We start from the raw sequence: 20,104 nt of genomic DNA, 5'->3' as shown, positions 1-20,104 counted from the left end.
CTATTTCGAATGAGACAGAAGGAGTATGATCGGTTTGAGCGATATAGAAGCAACAAAGGAACTTCCTCCCAACTATGAGGAGCTGAAGAAATCCGCCAATCGAACGTCGAATTGGAGAGAACGTTTGAGTGCTGTCGAAGAATTGGGGCAATGGAAAAACAAGCAAACCATCGACGTGTTAACGCGCATCATGATCGGTGATACGGTGTATAAGGTTCAAGAAGCCGCTTACCGCCAGCTCAAAGCATTTGGCGAAGATGTACAATTGCCGTCGCAGAAAAAAGGCGACTTGATTAAAGGAACGACGAAAGCCCTGATCAGGATCAAGAAGAGTTTGCCAAGGGACCATACGTTTGAAGCGTTCAAAGAGAAGCTGCAGAAGATGAGAACGGATATATACGATACATACGAGGGTGACAAAGGCGATGACCTGGATCAGTGGCTTGAGGCCACCTGGGCTTCGTTGTGACCTAAGAGAACCGCGAAAGCTTGACGCTGCGCGGTTTTTTTGTATTTTCTTGCTGCAGTTGAACGGGATTCCAATGGATTGGCTCCGGTTGAACGGAGGTAATGGAGGGAAAAACTTGAATGTGGCAAACCAGATTTTGTATGATTGAAAAGATTGCAAACCGGAGGTGAGTTGATGTTTCGAAAGTCCGTCTTATTATTGGTAACGTTAGTCGTAGTCCTTGCTGGTTGCAGTAGTGGACCAGATAAGAAAGCTTCAACCATTCAGGACCCATCCGATCCCACTCCAAGTAAAGCACCTTCAGAAAGTCAGAGCCCATCCCATTCAGATCCAAGCGACTCCAACTCAGAAAGTCAGAACCCATCGGACGCCAATCCAAGCGAGGCTCAGACTTCCTTAACGGATGAACAAATACTAATGAAATCTCCGGGACGTTTTGCCGGTTCTAACTATGACGAACAGAAAGTCCAAGAAGCTCTGGATCAATTATCAAGCGATTTGACAGCGGATCAGTATACGGAAGAACTGCTCCTCCTATTGGCAGAAGATTATCGCCCTTATGTGACCACGTTCATGAACTTTGAGACCGAAGTGAAGGTGAATAATGAACGGCCTAACGATAAGATTACATTACCCGCGAGCAAGAAGTTGCACATCTCCCTCTTGCTTGATGCAAGCGGAAGCATGAAAGCACAGATCAATAAAAAATCAAAAATGGACTCCGCCAAAGAAGCGATTCAGAGCTTCGCGGATAAATTGCCCAAAAATGCAGAGGTATCTTTGCGGGTATACGGTCATAAAGGAACGGGAGATCAGAAAGATAAACAAGTATCCTGTAGCAGCACGGAAGAAATCTTCCATGGTCAAGGGGATCAGACCGACCAGATCAAAGAGGTGCTTCAAGGTATAAAGCCGGCTGGATGGACACCCATTGCGAATGCGCTGAAGTCCGTAAAACAAGATATAAATCCGGAGACAACCGATTCGATCGTATATGTGGTAAGCGATGGGATTGAAACCTGCGGAGGCAATCCAGTACAGGTTGCCAAAGAACTCAACCAATCCAAAGTGAAGACCGTAGTGAATATTATCGGATTCAATGTGGACAATGAAGGGCAAAAACTGCTGCGACAGGTTGCTACGTCCGGCGGCGGAGAATTTATCTCCGTTGATAATGACGAAGCGCTAAAAAATTATCTGAATAAAGCGTATGATAAATTACGAGGCGAGTGGACGTTATGGAAAGAAAAGGGGGAAGGGGACGCCAATATACAAAAAGAACAGAAACAGGGGGCCATTAATCAAACGCAAGAAACGATGCAACGTCTAGCGAACACGGAAAATGCGAATTTGCTAGCAGCCCTTAAGTATCTGGAAACCAAAAACGGAAAGGATTTTCCTCGCAGCGAGCTCTCCCAAAAGATTACGGAGCGCAAGAATTTCGCTTGGACCTATGCACGCGATACCGGGAAACAATTGTATGACGAAGTGTCTAAAAGCGGGAAAAAGGTCTATGACGACATCAAGGAGGAAGGAGATCGGAATGTCGATGATTTGACGAATAAGAAAAATAACTGACGGCTGCGGCAGTAAAGAGGGGCGACGAACCCCTCTTTTGTTTGTCATACAGAATTTATAAGTTTTACGCCTATTCATTTCTGTATGACCGACGATAAAAACGTGTCGCCGTCTAGGAAGACGGCAAAGCCGTTTTTACTTGCGTCCGAACATTTCCCGAAATGAAGGATTCCATCATTCCTGGGCATCCACTTGTTCTTGCTAAGATGATAGAATGAATGAAGTACGTTTTTGTCGAACCGGCTCGTAGGTCGGTTCCGTAGGAATTCGATGCAGGGGAGCCGCTGACTTGGATACAAGACAATGGATGGCGATGCTGCTCTTTCTCGCAGCGGCGCTGATGGCGTTTATCTCGTTTTTGTCCTACCGCAAGCGCCATCTGCCCGTCGCCAAGACGATGATTCTGACCATGCTGGCTGCGGCGTGCTATGCGGCAGGCTACGCGTTCGAGTTGATCAGCCGGAACTTGGGCGAAGTGAAGCTGTCGCTGCAGATCGAATATTTGGGCATTCCGTTCGTCACGCCGCTCTGGCTCCTGATGCTCCTTCAATTCACGGGGGTGGCCGGCCGCTACCGGAAGCGCCTCGCGCTCGCGCTGTTCGTCGTTCCCGCCGCGGTCTTCCTCCTCCACTTGACCAATGATTGGCATCACCTCGTCTATTCGCGCTACGACTTGAATCCGGACGCCTCCATTCCTTTGTATACGACGGTCAAAGGACCTTGGTACAAGGTTCACGCCATCTACAATTATGCCGTCATCCTGTGCGGTTATTCGATCTTCATCCCGATGTACTGGCGCGCTTTGCCGGTCGTGCGCAAGCAGATCGCCGTCCTCATTCTGGGCGCAGTCGTGCCTATGCTCTTCAATCTGGTCTTTTGGTTCGGCATCCGCATCGATCTGACGCCTTTCGGGTTCGCCGTATCGGGCGTTGCCTTCATGTGGGGCATATTCCGGTTCAATCTGCTACGCTTGACGCCGCTTGCCCAAGCCAAAGTGTTCGATACGATCCGAGACGGCGTCGTTCTGTTTGATTATGAGGACCAGATCGTCAGCTACAACGAAGCGGCGGCGGAGGCGCTTCCCGAACTCGGCCTGACGAAGCGCTATCCCGCCATTGCCGCGGAGGTGCTGTCGGGCAGCCCGGAGCTGCTAGCCCGCATTCGCGGCGCGGCCGCCGGGGACGAACGCTTCCCGTTCCATCGCTATCAGGAGAGCCGGAACAAGCATTACAACTGCAGCTTGTCGTTCCTCTATGATTCGGGCACGGTCCCGATCGGCAAGATTCTGGTATTGAACGATATTACGGAGCTGAAGGAGAACGAGGCCCGGCTGCGCGAGAACGCCCGGCAGCTGTCCGAGCTGAACGCGTTCAAGGACAAGATGTTCACGGTCGTGGCGCACGACATCCGCGATCCGATCGCGCTCCTCGTCAGTCTGACCGAGCTGCTGGGCGAGGAGCTGGCCGCCGCCGAGATGGCGCATGCCGACGTGTTCAGAGAGCTCCAAGGCCAAGTGCAGAATACGTTCCATCTCGTGGAGAATCTGCTGGATTGGTACCGCAATCAGAAAGGGAAGGTCGCGTTCCATCCGCTGGGCTGGAATCTGCAGCAGGTCGTCCGGCAGGCGCTGTCGCTTGCCGCCGCGAAGGCCGGCATGAAGCAGATTCGGATGACGGAGCGCATCGACGAGAACTTCGCGGTCAGCGCCGACAAAGAGATGCTGGATCTCATTCTGCGGAATCTGCTCTCGAACGCGATCAAGTATACCGGGAAGGGCGGCGCGATCGAAGTCGGGGCTGAGCGGGAAGGCGAGCGGATCGTCGTGTCGGTACGCGACAACGGAGCGGGCGTCGACGAGACGACGTCCAGGATGCTGCTTCAGGAAGAGCCGTTCTCCAAGCTGCCGGACACCGGGGACGATCAGGGGAATACGAGATTCGGACTGATGCTGACCCGCGAATTCGTCCGGATCCATGGCGGCAGCCTCTGGTTCGACAGCGTGCCGGGCAACGGTTCGACCTTCTTCTTCACGTTGCCCGGTTCTGCGGGCGGACGGGCTGCGTACGACGATGGCGAATGGGAGGCGAAGACGGTTGAAAGTCATCTTGGTGGACGATGAGCCGACGATGCATTTGATTCTGCGCAAAATGCTGGCCAAGCTGCCCGGCGTCCAGGTGGCGGGCGCGTTCACGGATACGAAGTCCGCCGCCATGTTCCTCCGGGAGAACGACGATATCGGACTGGCGCTGGTAGACATCTCCATGCCGGGCGAGAGCGGGATGGCGTTCGCCGCGGAGGTGGAAGCGTCGGCGATGCAAGTCGTCTTCGTCACGTCGCACAAGGAATTCGCCTTGCATGCCTACGAGCTGTCCGTGCTGGACTATCTGGTCAAGCCCGTCGCCCAGGACCGTCTGCAGCGGGCGGTCAATCGCGCCATGGCGAACCGTCGCTCCCTCAGCCAGCCGCCGCCAGCCTCGCTCTCTCCGGACGCAGGGCGGATCGTCGTTACGGCGCTCGGCGACGTCTCGGTGAGCAATGGCACGGGCCGCGTCAAGTGGATCTCCCGGAAGTGCGCGGAGCTGTTCGCCTACCTGCTGATGTACCGAGGCAAGCGGATTCCCCGTTCCAGGCTCATCGCGGACATCTTCGGCGGCATGTATCAGGCCAATGCGGAGAGCTACTTGAATACGACCGTCTATCAATTGCGCAAGTCTCTGGAGCCGCTGGGCATGCGGGACGTCGTACGCTCGGAGAACGACGGCTACGCGCTTGAGCTGCAGGACCCCCTTGTCGACTGCTTGGCATTCGAGCGGCAAGCGGAGCAATGGCTGTCCAGCGGAGCCGACAGCGTAGAGCAGGCGCTGCAGATCGAACGAATGTATGCGGGCGATCTGTTCGGGGATAAGGCGTACGTATGGGCCGTCCACGAGACGGCGCGCTACGCGGAATTGTACGCCTCGTTCGTCAAGCGGCTCGCGGAGGCGCTGATCGCGTCGAGGGATATGACAGCCGCATTGCGGCTGCTGCTGAAGCTGAACGAACGCAATCCGCTGGACGAGTCGGTGATGCGGCTGCTGATGACGCTGCGCGAGCAGACCGGGGACAAGAAGGGATTGACGGCGCTGTATACCGACTACGTGCGGCTGCTCAGCCGGGAGCTCGGCATTCGTCCGTCCGAAGAGCTGATCCATCTCTATGACGCGTTGATAAGCCGATTGGCCGATAAAAAATAAATATCTCGAACGTCGAAAAACCGCGAAGCCTTGATGCTGCGCGGTTTTTGTCTTTTTCTCGGTCTAGTCTTTCATTATTCTTTTATTCGGCTTCAGTAGACTGACATAGGAACAAGGACATAGAAAATCGTGAGGATGCGACAAAATGCGAGGCGTCTCGATAGCGCGGCCCGCGCGGGAATAGATGGACAAGAACGATTGGAACAAGAGCAGCGATAAGGGCAAAGGGGATACCGGCTAATGAGATCCAGAACGATAATCGCCGTTTTCATCGCGATGCTAGTGCTAACCTCTTGCTCGCATGCAGGTACTGTGCGTCAGGAACGCGACCGTACGCTAAGCAGACAGACGGGCGATATTCTCGTGGGGGTGGCATGGCCATTCGCGGATCGCAATGAAGGGTTCCGGGAGGGACTGGAGCTGGCCTTGGACGAGATCAATCGGCAGGGCGTACTGGGGAGCCGAATCCGGCTCATCGAGAAGGACGACAAGTCTTCGGTGACGGACGGGCTTACGATCGCGCAGGCTTTCGCCAACAATTCGGAGCTGACGGCGGTGATCGGTCACCGGAGCTCGGCGGTCGCCGTTCCCGCGTCCAAAGTATACGACCATGCGGGATTGCTGTTATTGGCGCCGTCTTCGACCGCGCCGGGGCTTACGGCGGCCGGAGTGGATCGCGTGTTCCGGCTGATTCCCGACGATACGCAGATCGGTTCGACCATGGCGGCATACGCGCATGCCAAGCGCTTCAATAACGTGGCAATCTTCTACGCGAACGACGAGTACGGACGAGGGTTGGCCAATGCTTTCGAGGATGAAGCCAAGGCGGTAGGGATGCAGACCGTCGACCGCCTGACCGACTACAAGGATCTGAACGACCTGCGGCGGATCGTGGCCAAGTGGAAGCTGCTGGGCTGCGACGCCGTCTTCGTAGCGGAGGTCATGCCCGATGGCGCCAAGTTCGTCTCGGATCTGCGTAAAGCGGGGATGAAGGTGCCCGTGATCGGCGGAGACGGACTGGACGCGGCCGCGCTGGCGGATACGGCGGGCGGCGCTGCGGAAGATACGGTCGTCGCCTCCATCTTCAATCCGTTCGCCGCGAACGAAGCCGTGCGGCATTTTGTCCGGAGCTATGAGGACAAGTATAACGAGGCGCCTCGCAAGTGGGCGGCGCAAGGCTACGACTCGTTGAAGCTGCTGGCATACGCGCTGGAGCAGGCGGGCTCGCGGGAGCCTTCGAAGCTGGCCGAAGCGCTGAAGCGGACGAAGTCCTGGCAGGGCGCATCCGGGCCCCATTCCTTCGACGGCAGCGGCGACGTCCGCGATATGCCGATCATTCTGAAGCAAGTCAAGGACGGCGCGTTCCAGTACTTGACCGAAGGAGCACGAGCGAATGAATAATGAAGTCTTTCGCAAGGTGTCCGTGGAGAGGCTGTCCTCGCCCGAGCAATTGGATACGTTGATGCGGGTCACTTCCCCCAAAGGCTGGGTCGCGCTCCTGGCGCTCGGCGTGCTGCTCGTCTCCGCGATCGCATGGGGGTTCGGGGGCACGCTGAGCACGAAGATTCCATCGCAGGGCGTGTTCATACGGCCGGGCGGCCTGCAAAATATTTATGCCGAATCGAGCGGGACGATCACCGACATTCGGGCGGTCGCGAACGATTACGTGAACAAAGGCGATGTGCTCGCCCGGGTCGAGCAGCCGCAGCTGCTGGAGCAGTTGGGCCAGCTCCAGCAATCGCTGCAGGCGGCGGAAGCAACTGATCGGCTGCAAGCGACCGCGGAATCTTCCGGCCAAGTCGAGAAGCTAAAGACAGCCGTAACGGCCCTGCAGTCCGATTACGCGAACGCGTCCAGAATCGTGAGCCCCTATACCGGCCGCGTGCTGGAGGTTCGTTCCAAATTAGGCGCGGCGGTCGGGGCGGGGACGCCGCTCTTCGTCATCGAGTCGGGAGACAAGCAGGCGAAGGCGTTGAATGCGGTGATGTACCTCAGCCTGCAGGAAGGGAAGAAGATCCTTCCCGGCATGCAGGTCGATATCTCCCCGAGCTCGGTCAACCGGGAGGAGTTCGGGTTCATCCGGGGCCGGGTGACCTCCATCTCCGAATTCCCGGTGACCGCCCAGTCGATGCTCCTTACGCTCGGCAACGAGGCGCTCGTAGGCGAGTTAGGAGGACGAGGAGCCGCCTTGTTGGAAGTGCGGGTCGATCCGATCCTGGACCCTCATACGGTCAGCGGCTACAAATGGTCGACTGGAGAGGGACCGCCGATCGAGATCGACAGCGGCACCTTGGTGTCGGCCTCCATCATCGTCAAACAACAGAAGCCGATCACGTCCGTGATTCCGCAGATCAAGTGAAAATGGAGCTGACAGCCCGATGGAAGCGAAGATTCGCATGAGCCCCAAGAACGGCGCGCCTAGACGGGTGAAGACGCCGACCGTTCTGCAAATGGAAGCCGTGGAGTGCGGCGCCGCGGCGCTGGCCATCGTGCTAGGCAGCTTCGGGAGTCATATCCCGCTGGAGGAGCTGCGGGTGGCATGCGGCGTCTCCAGGGACGGGAGCAAAGCGAATAATATCCTCAAGGCGGCGCGGAATTATGGCCTGATCGCCAAGGGATTCAAGAAAAATCCGGAGGATCTTCGCCGGATGCCGCTGCCGATGATCATCCATTGGAACTTCAACCACTTCATCGTGCTGGAAGGATTCAAGAACGGCCGCGTGTACTTGAACGATCCCGCCGTCGGTCCGAGAATCGTGTCCGAAGCGGAGTTCGACTTGTCCTTCACCGGCGTGGCGCTGACGTTCGAGCCTTCCGGGCAGTACGAGCGCCTGGGCGGACGGCCAGGGATATGGGGATCGCTTCGCCGCCGGCTGCAAGGGTCGGAGTCGGCCTTGGTCTACGCGATCTTGGCCGGGCTGTTCCTGGTCGTTCCCGGTTTGGTTATCCCGGTGTTCACCAAAGTGCTCATCGACAACATCCTGCTTGGCGGTATGCACAGTTGGCTGGTCCCGCTGCTGCTCGGCATGCTGGCCACCGCTTTGATGCGCGCGGCGTTAACCTGGCTTCAGCGATATTACTTGCTCCGGCTCGAGATGAAGTTCTCGCTCAGCACGTCCGGGCGGTTCTTCTGGCACGTATTAAGGCTTCCGATCGAATTCTTCTCCCAACGGTACGGCGGCGAGATCGGCTCCAGGGTCATGATCAACGACCGCGTGGCGCAGCTGCTGTCGGGCGATCTGGCCGTCGCGGCACTGAATGCGATCATGATCGTCTTCTATCTGCTGCTCATGCTGCAATACAGCTTCCTGTTGACGGCAATCGCCGTGGCGGCCGCCCTGGCGAACGTGCTCTTCCTGCGCTTCGTCTCCAAGCAAAGAGTCGACCAGAACATGCGTCTGCTGCAGGAATCGGGCAAGATGCAGGGCGTATCGATGGGCGGACTGCAATTCATCGAAACGCTGAAATCGAGCGGTTCGGAGTCCGACTTCTTCGCCAAGTGGTCCGGGTACCAAAGCAAGCTGCTGCAATCCCAGCAGCAGCTCGGCGTCTCGTCCGGCCTGCTGTCGGCCGTGCCCGGCCTGCTGTCCGGCCTCGGCACGGCGGCGATCCTATCGGTCGGCGGCGCGCAAGTGATGGACGGCGTATTGACGGTCGGCATGCTCGTGGCTTTTCAGAGCTTGATGGCCAGCTTCATCGAGCCGGTTAACCAGATCGTGCAGCTTGGCAGCTCGTTGCAGGAAGCGCAAGGCGGTCTCAAACGGCTGGACGACGTCCTGAACTATCAAGCGGACGCGCAGGTGACGGCGGATGAGACGGCGCGCGACCCGGAGGCCGAGACGGAAGCCAAGCTGGCGGGATTCGTCGAACTCCGTGAGGTTACTTTCGGCTACAGCCGGCTGGAAGGTCCGTTGATCGAGAATTTCAGCCTGGCGCTGAAGCCGGGCATGCGGGTAGCGCTCGTCGGCGGATCAGGAAGCGGCAAGTCGACGGTCGCGAAGCTGGTGGCGGGCATCTACGAGCCTTGGTCGGGCGAGATCCGCTTCGACGACGCGCCGCGGGGGCAGCTCTCCCGCTCGGTGATCGGACACTCCGTGGCGGTCGTGGATCAAGAGATCCATCTGTTCGAAGGGACGATTCGAGACAATCTGTCGCTGTGGGACGCGACCGTTCCGGAGACGGATATCGTGCGGGCGGCCAAGGACGCCCGCATCCACGACGACATCAGCGCGCGCAGCGGCGGCTACGATCACCTCATCGAGGAGAGCGGCGGCAACTTCAGCGGCGGACAACGGCAACGGCTGGAGATCGCCAGAGCGCTGGCGGGCAATCCGTCCGTCCTGGTTCTGGACGAAGCGACAAGCGCGCTGGACCCGAAGACGGAACAGCTGGTGGATGCCAGTATCCGGAGAAGAGGATGCACCTGCCTCATCGTAGCGCACAGACTCAGCACGATCCGCGACGCGGACGAGATTATCGTGATGCATCGGGGTAAAGTCGCGGAACGAGGCACCCATCAAGAGCTGCTCGCCCGGAACGGCGTCTACGCAAGGCTGATCGAAGAGCATTGATCGAGCAAGGAAAGGAGGGGAAGACGGTGAATCGATCGGATACATCCGAACTGCAGCGACTGTTCGCCGAAGAGGGCGCCGTGACGGAAGCCGAAGGGAACCGCCCCTTGATCATCCGCGACGAAGCATCCGTGTGGATGGTTCAAGCCGGACATGCGGATGTGTTCGCCGTGGCGTTGCACGAAGAAGAAGTGATCCGCCCAAGGCGCTTCCTGTTTGGCCTGGAGCCGGGGCAGTTCCTATTCGGATACGATCCGACGGATGCCGGCCGGAACGGTTCGGCGGGCATCCTCGTCGCCGGCTCCGGAACCCGGCTGCTCCGAATGGACAAAGCCGCCTGGATTCGCGCGCTGTCCGCTTCGCCCGCGATTCGGACAGCGGCCGCGCGAGCGATCGAGGCATGGGTTCTGGCCTGGCCGGCGTTATCGGTCCTAGCCGAGCCGGCGGAACCGAGCATCGACTTGGCGCTTGGCGTTGCCGTCGAGGCGGCGGAGCGAACGACGCTGCGCACGGCGGCCCCGACTTGGATCCTCTTGAACGAAGGCGCGCTGCACTGGATGGGCGATGACGGTCTCGCGATCGGCCGGCCGGGCTCGCTGTTCCCGCTGACGCCGGCAAGCTGGCTGACGGCAGCCGAACCGTCCAAGCTGTCCGTCCTCGGCACGCTGGAGTGGCTGGAGCGGGATCCGTCGGTTGCGGCCTTGTCCGCGTACCATCGGCTTATAGCGGAACGCTTGCGTCAAGTCCATCCGTTCGAGGAGCAATTCGAACGGGAGCGGCTCAAGTTGAAGACCGAGCAGGATCATGCCGTGATGGAACGGGCGATCCGAAGATTGGCTTCCGTGACCGGCGGTTCGAGCGTGAAGACGGGGGCCGAGCCTATATCGGGCGACGCCCTCCATGCGGCGGCAAGCCTCGTAGGGGAAGCCATGGGGATCGCCGTCAAGCCGGTTCCCGCGCATCGGATGCGGAGATCGCGGGATCCCGTCAGCGAGATCGCCAAAGCTTCCGGGTTCCGGTCGCGCCAGGTCGTGCTGAGGGATCGCTGGTGGAAGACGGACAACGGACCGCTGCTGGCCTTTCTCGAAGAGGGGGACCACCCGGTCGCGCTGCTGCCGCGAGGGCCGTCCGGCTATCGTCTCGTTCATCCCGCCGACGGCACGGAGACCGCGGTCACGGCGGAGACGGCCGCGAAGCTTGCGACCGTGGCCCATATGTTCTACCGCGCGCTGCCGTCCGTTCCGCTGACCGTCCTCGACATCCTGAAGTTCGGCAGCCATCGGACGATCAGGCGCGACTTCGCGCGGGTGACGCTGCTCGGGATCGCCGCGGGACTGCTCGGCATGTGCGTGCCGATCGCGAGCGGCATCCTCTTCGACGCGATCATTCCGGCGGCCCAACGAGGCCCGCTGCTGCAGATGGGGCTCATCCTGCTCTCCATCACGCTCGCGACGGCGCTGTTCGAGCTCACGCGAGCGATAGCGATGCTCCGGATCGAAGGGAAGATGGACGGCTCGATTCAGGCGGCGGTGTGGGATCGGCTGCTTCAGTTGCCCGCATCCTTCTTCCGCCAATTCACGGCGGGGGATCTGGCGAATCGGGCGAACAGCATCAACGACATCCGGAAGATGCTGTCGGGCGTGGCGGTAACCGCGATATTCTCGGGCATTTTCTCTTCCTTCAACTTCTTCTTGCTCTTTCATTACGACGTGAAGCTGGCATTGGCGGCGGCATCGCTCGTGCTCGTCTCCATGCTCGCGACCGTCGGCATCGGCTTCGCGCTGGTGCGCAAGCAGCGCGTGCTGCTAAGGCTGCAAGGCAAGCTCGTGGGCACCGTCCTGCAGATCATTAACGGCATCTCGAAGTTCCGGATGGCCGCGGCGGAGCGTCGGGCCTTCGTCCTGTGGGCCAAACTGTTCGGAGAGATGAAGGAGACTTCGTTCCAGGCGAGATCGATCACCAACGTCCACGCCGTGTTTAACGCCATCTTCCCCATCGCGGCCTCGATCGCGCTGTTCTACCTCGTCGCGAACCAGTCGAACGGACTTAGCGCGGGCCGGTTCATCGCCTTCTTCTCGGCGTTCACGACCTTCCTGGGCGCGATGCTCGCGATGTCGACCGCCGCGGTCTCCTTGCTCAACATCGTGCCGCTGCTCGAGCGGACCAAGCCGATCCTGCAGTCGGTGCCCGAGGTGCACGAGGCGATGGACGATCCGGGAGAACTCGTCGGCGGGATCGAAGTCCGGCATGTGAGCTTCCGTTATGCCGCGGACCAGCGGCTCGTGCTGAACGATCTGTCTCTGACGATCCGTCCGGGCGAGTTCGTCGCGCTCGTCGGCGCATCGGGCTGCGGCAAGTCGTCCTTGCTTCGGCTGCTGCTCGGATTCGAGAAGGCGGAGTCGGGCTCGATTTACTATGACGGCCAGGACATGAAATCGCTGGATATCCGGTCCGTTCGCAGTCAGCTCGGCGTCGTGCTGCAGCACGGCAAAGTCATGGCGGGCGATATCTATACCAACATCATCGGCTCCTCCAATCTGACGCATCAGGAGGCATGGGAAGCCGCCCGGATGGCAGGCTTCGATCAGGACATCCAGCAGATGCCGATGGGCATGCACACGGTCATCTCCGAAGGCGGCGGCACGCTGTCCGGCGGACAGCGGCAGCGGATGCTCATCGCCAGGGCGCTCGCCAGAAGGCCCAAGATTCTCTTGTTCGACGAAGCCACCAGCGCGCTGGATAATCGGACGCAGGCCATCGTCAGCGAGAGCCTGGACAAGCTTCGCGCGACGCGCGTGGTGATCGCGCACCGGCTCAGCACGATCCGGAATGCCGATCGCATCTTCGTGCTGGACGGCGGACGCGTGATCCAGTCGGGAACCTATGCGGAGCTGATGAAGCAGGAAGGGCTGTTCCTGGAGCTCGCCAAGCGGCAGCTGGCCTGATGGCCGGCAGCCGATCCCGGATCCGAGGGCGGGACGAACCTGGCGATCATCGCAGGCGCCTCGGATCCCCGTGACCCATTGCGCATGGCGTTCATTCTCCTGGCGGAGCATCTCCACCGGAGAGCGGATCGGCGATGGGGGCAGCAAGTTGGTAGGGAAATCGAGCGGATCGTGGACTAACGGATCGCTTGCGATCGAGAGATCCGCAGGGCTTTGACTAGCGTTCATTCTCCCGGCGATTCGTCGGGTTAATGATAAATATCAAGAAATATGAGGAGGAATCGGCTGTGAGTTGGACCCAAGCAACCGTGGAAGAAGCGGTAAGAAAAGTAGGCGCAAGAGCGGCGACGGATTTGGCATTCAGGGAACTGTGCGTGAGCGACATTCACGCGGCGATTCAACAAGAGAGCGGACTCGAGGTGCCGGCGAGCTTCAAGATCGGCGTGCTCGATCAATCCGCGAATCAATTGAGCATCATTCTGCCTCCCGTCGTCAAGGCGGAAGGCGAATTGCTGGAGAGCGAGCTGGAGAGCGTAGCGGGCGGCAGCAAGTCCGGCGCGACCGACTTCTTCAACGGCGTGGGCAGCGGGCTCGGCATTAACGGGGGAAGCGCGGAATCAGTCGCGGGTCAAGTGGTCGGCAGAGTCGTGACGTTAGGCCTTTAATTCGAATTCTACTGTATTTGAAGCGACAGGTTCGCGGAGGGAATCCCGCTTAGGCGGGGTTCTTCCCGCAGCGCCGCCGCATACCATGACCACGAATATCCCATTTACGCTTCCTCATGTGATTCATGAAGAAACGTTTGTTATTCATAGACGATTGATTATCCTACAGTAGGTGACGCCAGTTCATGAACCGCTTTCCCTTCCCGCTTCGTTGGCTGCGTTCGATCTGGGCGATGGTCGGGGCCATCGTCGCCGGCGTGCTCGTCGGGTTGTACGAGCCCCGTCTCGCCGAGAAGCTCGTTCCCTACGGGAACTTATATTTGTCGTTTCTCAAAATGTGCGTCATCCCGATCATGGTCACGGCCATCATCGCAAGCGTAGGACGGCTGTTCATGTCGACCGGCTCGTTCAAGGTGCTGAGGCGGATGACGCTCGTGTTCCTGGGAGGGCTGCTCTTGGCCGGCCTGCTCGGACTCGGATCGGCCCGGATCGGCCACCCCGGCGAAGGCTTCTCCTCCGATCAGCGCATGGTGCTGGGCCAAGAAGTGCTGGACCGGGAGCCCGCCGCCGAATCCGCGGATGCGGGAGCGGGCGCCTCCGCCGCGGGAAGCGGCCTGCTCCGATTCGTATTCGATCTCATTCCTTCCAATATCTTCATCGCCCTCGGCCAAGGGGACAGCCTGCAGATCTTATTCTTCTCCGTCGTGGTCGGCATGGCCGTCGGGCTGCTCTCGGTCCACGCGGGCGACCAGTTCCTCTTAATGACGGATTTGCTGTTCAAAGCGTTCCAACGGATGATCTCCTGGGCGATGTACGTCCTGCCGGCCGGGATGTTCTGCTTGATGGCCGGTCAGATCGCCGGCGCGGGCGCGGCCCTGCTGCTGGCCATGGTGAAGTATATCGCCTGCATCTACGCGGCGAGTCTCCTGCTGCTGCTGCTGGGGGCCGGAGTCGTCTCCGTCAAGCTGAAGCTGCCCTTCCTCCGAACCTTGCGCGGATTGAAGGAGCCGCTCTGGATTGCCTTCGGAACGCAGAACAGCATCGCCACGATGCCCTACGTCTTGGAGACCTTGCGCGACCGGTTCAAGTTGAACGCGAATACGGTCAATCTGGTCGTGCCGCTAGGGATCGTGCTATGCCGCTACAGCATGGTGCTGACCTATACGACCGGCATCGTCTTCATCGCGCAACTGTACGGGGTCTCGTTGGACATGCAAGGCTGGCTGATCGCCTTGTCCGGCGCGATCTTGGCGGCGGTCGCCGGCGCGGGATCGCCGGGCATCGTGTCCATCGGCATGATCTCGCTGATCGCCGATCCGCTGCACCTTCCTTATGCGACGGGGGTCATTCTCTTGATGGCGGTGAACCCCATCATCGATCCCGGCGTGACGACGGCGAATATCATGCTGAATTGCGCATCGACCGTCCTGATCGCCGATTCGGGAGAAGACGCGTCCGTATTCGCGGACGAGGAAGCGTCGAAGCCGCGCGGCAGCGCGCAACCGCACCTGAGCAGGGGCGCAACCGAGGGGGCATGACCATGTTCATCGTCAAACGGCTGGATGCGGCGGGAAGTACGCCCTACGCTTCGCTGACTTTTTCTTATGCGCGTTCCCTGCTGAAGCGGTTGGACGATTCCGGGACCGGCTTCGCCGTCGGCGCGGAATGGACCGAGGAAGCGGGCAAGCCGGAAGCGGCCGGCTTGCTTGTCCTTCATTGTCCGGAGGACGGCAGAGACGCGGAGGTGGTCTCCCTCTTCGTCGCGGCCAAGTTCCGCAGACGAGGGATCGCGACGGAGCTGCTCCGCCAAGCGGAGATCTTGCTGCAGGCGAAGCGCTGCCCGAAGCTGATCTTGGTCTATTATTCGGGCAAAGCCATTACGCCCGCCTTGGAAGCGCTGCTGCATCGCGAGGGTTGGTCGGAGCCCGCGACAGAGGGGAAGGTCTATCAGACGGACGCGAGCATCGCGGCGGCGTCCTGGATCCGCAAGACCGCCATGCCTGGCGGTATGGAGTCCTTCTATTGGCATGAGCTCCGCGCAGAGGAGCGGGTTAGGCTGCGGCGGCTGGAAGGGCATCTGTATCCGGCCTTCCTGTCCCCGTTCAAGCCGAATCTGCCGCTGGAGAGCAACAGCTTAGGCTTAAGGATGGGCGGGGTGACGGTGGGGTGGTGCATCACCTATCGCATCGCCAACGATACGGTGTTATACGACAGCGTGTATATCACGCCGGCGCTGCGCTTGTCCGGCTGCGCGTTTATGCTGGTCGCGCAATCCATCTCCATGCAATTGGAGAGCCGGATCCCTCGCGCCATCTTCGCGGTGAACCGTCAATCCGCGGAGATGGGCAGGATGCTGGATCGCTGGCTCGCGCCTTACGCGACCGGCGTCTCGGAGCGAAAAACGGCGTACAAGGATCTCGGCGCGACAGGGGGTGAACGGCTTGGCGGCAGCGGGAATGACTAGCAGGCGCGTCGCGGCAACGGGGACGGCTAGCAGGCGCGTCGCGGTAACGGGAATGGGTATTCTCTGCGCGTTGGGGGAGACGTTCCCGGACGTATTGGCCGGCATGCGGGAGGGCCGGACGGGCATCGGCCCCGTGCGGCGCTTCCCGACGACCCGGCTTCACAGCGGAATCGGCGCGGAGCTTCGCATGGAGGCGGCCAAAGCTTATTTCACGCGGGAGCAGCGGGAGAAGTACGATCTTTGCGCGCGGTACGCGATCGTCGCCGCCGATCAAGCGCTCCGAGACAGCGGCTTGAAGGAGCATTCCGCGAAAGGGCTGGTCATGGGCGCGGCGCTCGGCACCTGCAACGGCGGCATCCTGTCGCTCGAGGAACAATGGACGGTGACGGAGCTCGACGAACGAAGAACGGCCCGTTATCCGTTCTATCAGCAAGGCGACGACGTCGCGAACCATTTGGGGCTGAACGGCCCCGTGACCACCATCCATACGGCTTGCGCGGCGAGCGGCAACGCGATCGGCTTCGCCTACGACATGATCCGTTGGGGCTATGCCGACGCGATGCTGGCGGGAGGCTCCGATCCGCTGTCGCACGCGGTCTATGCCGGCTTTAACGTGCTCCGGGCGTTGAGCCCCGTGCCCGCTTCGCCGTTCGCGAGCCGGCTCGGGCTCAGCTTGGGAGAAGGAGCGGCCTTCGTCATGATGGAGCCGTTGGACCGGGCGCTGCGGCGGGGCGCGACGATCTACGCGGAGATCTGCGGCTACGGCCTCAGCAACGACGCCTACCACGAGACGGCACCCGATCCGGAAGGCCGCGGCATTCAGACGGCCGTGCGCATGGCGCTTCGCCAATCCGGAACGCGGGCATCGCAGATCGACTACGTCAACGCGCACGGAACGGGCACGCAGGCCAACGACCAAGCCGAGATCAAAGGGCTTCGCAGCGTGTTCGGCGACCGCCTGCAGAACATTCCGCTCAGCTCCAGCAAAGCGTACTTCGGCCATACGCTCGGGGCAGCCGCGGCGATCGAATGGACGACGTCCCTGTACGCGATCCGCCATGGACTGCTGCCGGCGACCCTTCATTACGACGAGCCGAGGGCGGGCTGCGAAGGGCTACGCATCATCGCCAATCGCATGACGGAGGGCAGGCCGGCCTACTTCCTGAACAACAATTCGGCCTTCGGCGGCCACAACGCGTCGATCGTGGCGAGAACGGGGCCGACGGAGCCGGATGGCGATCCCCATCCGGAGACGATCGGGACCGGCCGGGAACGAAGAATCGGCATCGTCGGGATCGGCGCCGTGCTGGGCGGCGAGGTCCGCCAAGGAAGCGTCTCCGGCGAGGACGTCTCCGTTCCCCTCCCGATGGAGGAGAAGCCGGGAGCCTGTGCTTTCTCGCTCAAGTCGTTCGATCCCGGCCTCTACGAGAGGCGGATGAACCGGCTGAGTCAATTCAGCATCGGCGCGGTGAAGTCGGCGTTGGCGGATGCCGGATGGGAGGAACGCAGCGGGATGGCGGAGGGCCGCGACATCGGCTTCATCTACGGAACCGCGAGGGGGAGCACGGACAGCATCGGCAAATTCCTTCACAGCGTGTTCGAGAACGGACCGGAGCTGGCCAGCAGCATCTATTTCCCGCATACCGTCGTGAACTCCGTCGCGGGCAAGACGGCCGAGAAGCTCGCCCTCGGCGGCTTCAGCAGCTCGCTGAGCAGCGGCGGCGCCGAAGGGATCATCGCCGCGGCCTATGCGTGCGGCAGCATCCGCAGCGGCGTGCACGACCGGTTCGTCATCGCGGCCGGGGAGGAGCGGTCCGGACTCACGGAGCGGATCGATCGCGCCAAGCGGCTGACCGATAGCGCGCATCCGCCGTTGGAGGGGAGCGTAGGTCTGGCTCTGGCCGATATCGACGACGCCTTGCGCGCCGGACGGCCGGTGCTGGCGGAGCTGAGCGGCTTCGGCATGGCTTACGGGGGAGAGCCGGGCTCGCCGCGCGCGATAGACGCGCTGACGAGAGCCGTCGAAGACGCGATCGCGCAAGCGGGCGCGGCGCCGGAACGCATCGATGCCGTGCTGCTCGACAGTCCGGGCCGTCCCGGCGAAAGCGCGGCGCTGTTCAAAGCCATCCGCGAGCGATTCGCGGGGAGGGACATGCCGCTAATAAGCGTGAACGAGCAGTACGGTTACGGCGAATCGCTCAGCTCGATGCTCCTCTTGGGGATCGCAGCCGAGCGGGTGAAGCCGGGCGCGATGAAGCGCGTCCTGGCCGTCAGCGTATCCGTGAACGGCAACACGGCCGCCGCCGTTGTCAGCGAAGCAGCACCGACAAGCCTAAAGGAGGAGATCGTATGATGAATGGGCACCTCATCTCGTTCGAGGACATGAAGCAAACGGTAAAAGAAAAGCTGATCGTCGAGCGGTTGGAGCTCGAAGACGTGACGGCCGCGGATATCGGCGACGAGATGCCGCTCTTCGGCGAAGGGCTGGGACTGGACTCCGTCGAGGCGTTCGAAGTCATGGTGGGGTTGGAAGCCGTGTTCGGGGTGATGGTCGAGGGGATTCCGGCGGAGCGGTTAAGAGAACATCTGACCAATGTGACGTCGATCGCCCGCTTTGTTGAAGCCAGCCTGCGGGAACAGGCGGATCGCCTCGCCGAGACCGGGCATCCATGACCGCGATGGCGCTCCGGAATCAGGTAGCGGTCATCACGGGCGCTACCCGGGGGATCGGGAGAGCGGTGGGAGAGCGATTCGCGGCGGCGGGGGCGACGGTCGTCGGCGTCTATGCCAGGAGCGGAGAGATCGCGGCACGGCTGCAAGCGGAGATGGCCGCCCAATCGCTGCCGGGCGGCTTCTATCAGGGTTCGGTTGACGATCCCGACTTCGTCGGGGAGCTGATGCGGCGGGTGATGGCGGAGTACGGCCGCATTGACGTCCTGGTGAACAACGCCGGCGCGACGAGGGATAACCTGGCCATGCGGATGTCCGTCGAAGAGTGGGATGCCGTCCTGCGCACGAACCTGCAGGGAACGCTGTTATGCGCCGCCGAAGCGATTCCCTATATGAAGCGGCAAGGCGGGGGTTCCGTCATTAACGTCGTGTCCGTATCCGGCCTCTATGGCAGGGAAGCCCAGGCGAATTACAGCGCGGCCAAAGGCGCGGTCATCGGCCTCACGAAGCTGCTCGCCCGCCGTTATGCCGAGGAGGGCATTCGCGTCAACGCCGTGGCGCCGGGCATGATCGCGACGGAGATGACGGAGCCGGTCCCGCCCGGCAAGATGGAGAACTTCCTGCATCACACGCATCTGAAGCGGCAAGGCACGGCGCAGGAAGTCGCGGAAGGCATCCTGGGACTGGCGAGCGGCGCATCGGGCTACTTATCCGGTCAAGTGTTGAAGCTGGACGGGGGGTTCCTGCGATGAACAGAGCGGTATTGCTGACGAAGCCGGGAGCGCTCTTCAACGAGAGCGTGCTTCTCGGCTTGCTCGCGCGAGGTTGTTCGGTAGCCATGGTCGTGCCCGGGCAGGCGGAAGCAGACGAGTACGCGGGACGATTGCCCGAACGAAGCCGCGAGCGATTTTTCCCGATCTGCGGCGTGCCGGACGACGAGGCCGGCATTCGGGAGGCGGTCGATCAGGCCGCTCTGCGCATGGGCGGCTTGCATGATTTGATTCACGGGGTGGAAGTTGCGGACGAGGCGCAAGCTTATGCCTCGGACCCCGGCGCATTCGGGTTTGGAACGACGGCCGCCTTGCGCTCCCGCTTTCTGTACAGCCGCGCGGCGGCGGCGCATATGGCCCGCAACAAGGCGGGGCACATGCTGTTCCTGCTGCTTTCGGACAGCTTGTACTACGCCGGATACCCTTCCTCTCCGGTGATGAACCACGGCACGATCGCCATGATGAAGACGCTGGCGAAGGAGCTCTCCCCGTTCCGCGTCGCCGTGAACGCCTTGACGTACGGCTATTACGCGCTTCCGGAGGATCCGGCGGGTCTTCAGACGCTTAAGCGGCGGTTGGAGATTCATACGCTGAAGCCTTATCTCCCCTTGCCCCAAGAGATGGCCGAGGCGTCCGTCGAATGGCTGCTTCGCGCGCCGGCGCATCTGATCAGCGGCCAGAATATCCAGATCGGCGCAGGGATGGATCCCGCGCTATAACGCCTCAAGAGCGGAGGACT

The 20,104-nt window shown here is 60.9% G+C and carries 15 protein-coding genes; all 15 read left to right on the top strand.

Annotated features, from left to right (window positions below; genetic code table 11):
* Window positions 1-25 precede the first annotated feature (25 nt).
* Window positions 26-469 carry a HEAT repeat domain-containing protein gene (locus tag H7C19_RS24110; RefSeq protein WP_185671624.1) on the top strand — a complete coding sequence of 148 codons (444 nt, stop codon included), beginning with the start codon at window positions 26-28 and terminating at the stop codon, window positions 467-469.
* Between the two features lie 144 nt (window positions 470-613).
* On the top strand, window positions 614-2,047 hold the full coding sequence (locus tag H7C19_RS24105) for a vWA domain-containing protein (RefSeq protein ID WP_246469711.1): 1,434 nt from the start codon (window positions 614-616) through the stop codon (window positions 2,045-2,047).
* A gap of 289 nt (window positions 2,048-2,336) precedes the next feature.
* Window positions 2,337-4,166 carry a sensor histidine kinase gene (locus H7C19_RS24100; RefSeq protein ID WP_185671622.1) on the top strand — a complete coding sequence of 610 codons (1,830 nt, stop codon included), beginning with the start codon at window positions 2,337-2,339 and terminating at the stop codon, window positions 4,164-4,166.
* The gene (locus H7C19_RS24095) at window positions 4,141-5,280 is read left to right on the top strand and encodes a response regulator (protein ID WP_185671621.1); all 1,140 of its coding nucleotides are present in this window, start codon (window positions 4,141-4,143) and stop codon (window positions 5,278-5,280) included. Before H7C19_RS24100 ends, H7C19_RS24095 begins: the two co-directional genes overlap by 26 nt.
* A 369-nt stretch (window positions 5,281-5,649) precedes the next feature.
* On the top strand, window positions 5,650-6,681 hold the full coding sequence (locus H7C19_RS24090; protein ID WP_221469445.1) for an ABC transporter substrate-binding protein: 1,032 nt from the start codon (window positions 5,650-5,652) through the stop codon (window positions 6,679-6,681).
* The gene (locus tag H7C19_RS24085) at window positions 6,674-7,639 is read left to right on the top strand and encodes an NHLP bacteriocin system secretion protein (RefSeq protein ID WP_185671619.1); all 966 of its coding nucleotides are present in this window, start codon (window positions 6,674-6,676) and stop codon (window positions 7,637-7,639) included. The genes H7C19_RS24090 and H7C19_RS24085 overlap by 8 nt, the downstream gene beginning before the upstream one ends.
* A gap of 19 nt (window positions 7,640-7,658) precedes the next feature.
* Window positions 7,659-9,851 (top strand): NHLP family bacteriocin export ABC transporter peptidase/permease/ATPase subunit, encoded by a 2,193-nt coding sequence (locus tag H7C19_RS24080; protein WP_185671618.1) that lies wholly within the window; start codon window positions 7,659-7,661, stop codon window positions 9,849-9,851.
* Window positions 9,852-9,877: 26 nt separating this feature from the next.
* Complete coding sequence (locus tag H7C19_RS24075; RefSeq protein ID WP_185671617.1) at window positions 9,878-12,796, top strand: NHLP bacteriocin export ABC transporter permease/ATPase subunit; 2,919 nt, start codon at window positions 9,878-9,880, stop codon at window positions 12,794-12,796.
* Window positions 12,797-13,083: 287 nt separating this feature from the next.
* Window positions 13,084-13,461 (top strand): hypothetical protein, encoded by a 378-nt coding sequence (locus H7C19_RS24070; protein WP_185671616.1) that lies wholly within the window; start codon window positions 13,084-13,086, stop codon window positions 13,459-13,461.
* A gap of 185 nt (window positions 13,462-13,646) precedes the next feature.
* A complete protein-coding gene (locus H7C19_RS24065) occupies window positions 13,647-14,999 on the top strand; it encodes a dicarboxylate/amino acid:cation symporter (protein ID WP_185671615.1) in 1,353 nt (450 codons plus the stop codon).
* Window positions 15,000-15,001: 2 nt separating this feature from the next.
* On the top strand, window positions 15,002-15,925 hold the full coding sequence (locus tag H7C19_RS24060) for a GNAT family N-acetyltransferase (protein ID WP_185671614.1): 924 nt from the start codon (window positions 15,002-15,004) through the stop codon (window positions 15,923-15,925).
* Complete coding sequence (locus H7C19_RS24055; RefSeq protein WP_185671613.1) at window positions 15,918-18,278, top strand: beta-ketoacyl-[acyl-carrier-protein] synthase family protein; 2,361 nt, start codon at window positions 15,918-15,920, stop codon at window positions 18,276-18,278. The genes H7C19_RS24060 and H7C19_RS24055 overlap by 8 nt, the downstream gene beginning before the upstream one ends.
* A complete protein-coding gene (locus tag H7C19_RS24050) occupies window positions 18,275-18,598 on the top strand; it encodes a phosphopantetheine-binding protein (RefSeq protein ID WP_221469444.1) in 324 nt (107 codons plus the stop codon). The genes H7C19_RS24055 and H7C19_RS24050 overlap by 4 nt, the downstream gene beginning before the upstream one ends.
* Entirely contained in the window at window positions 18,595-19,347 is a 753-nt protein-coding gene (locus H7C19_RS24045; RefSeq protein ID WP_246469710.1) for a 3-oxoacyl-ACP reductase family protein, read from the top strand. The genes H7C19_RS24050 and H7C19_RS24045 overlap by 4 nt, the downstream gene beginning before the upstream one ends.
* Window positions 19,344-20,084, top strand: a complete 741-nt coding sequence (locus H7C19_RS24040) for an SDR family oxidoreductase (RefSeq protein ID WP_185671612.1) — start codon at window positions 19,344-19,346, stop codon at window positions 20,082-20,084. The genes H7C19_RS24045 and H7C19_RS24040 overlap by 4 nt, the downstream gene beginning before the upstream one ends.
* The last annotated feature ends 20 nt before the right edge of the window (window positions 20,085-20,104 follow it).

The organism is Cohnella nanjingensis (assembly GCF_014212125.1).
In the GTDB taxonomy this organism is placed as follows: Bacteria; Bacillota; Bacilli; order Paenibacillales; family Paenibacillaceae; genus Cohnella; species Cohnella nanjingensis.
The sequence above is the reverse complement of the archived record's forward strand: the minus strand, read 5'-3'. Positions and strand labels throughout refer to the sequence as shown.

Coding starts and splice junctions, on each gene's coding strand:
- H7C19_RS24110 (WP_185671624.1), top strand. CDS start 26: ATGATCGGTTTGAGCGATATAGAAGCAACAAAGGAACTTCCTCCCAAC.
- H7C19_RS24085 (WP_185671619.1), top strand. CDS start 6,674: ATGAATAATGAAGTCTTTCGCAAGGTGTCCGTGGAGAGGCTGTCCTCG.
- H7C19_RS24080 (WP_185671618.1), top strand. CDS start 7,659: ATGGAAGCGAAGATTCGCATGAGCCCCAAGAACGGCGCGCCTAGACGG.
- H7C19_RS24065 (WP_185671615.1), top strand. CDS start 13,647: ATGAACCGCTTTCCCTTCCCGCTTCGTTGGCTGCGTTCGATCTGGGCG.
- H7C19_RS24060 (WP_185671614.1), top strand. CDS start 15,002: ATGTTCATCGTCAAACGGCTGGATGCGGCGGGAAGTACGCCCTACGCT.
- H7C19_RS24055 (WP_185671613.1), top strand. CDS start 15,918: ATGACTAGCAGGCGCGTCGCGGCAACGGGGACGGCTAGCAGGCGCGTC.
- H7C19_RS24050 (WP_221469444.1), top strand. CDS start 18,275: ATGATGAATGGGCACCTCATCTCGTTCGAGGACATGAAGCAAACGGTA.
- H7C19_RS24045 (WP_246469710.1), top strand. CDS start 18,595: ATGACCGCGATGGCGCTCCGGAATCAGGTAGCGGTCATCACGGGCGCT.
- H7C19_RS24040 (WP_185671612.1), top strand. CDS start 19,344: ATGAACAGAGCGGTATTGCTGACGAAGCCGGGAGCGCTCTTCAACGAG.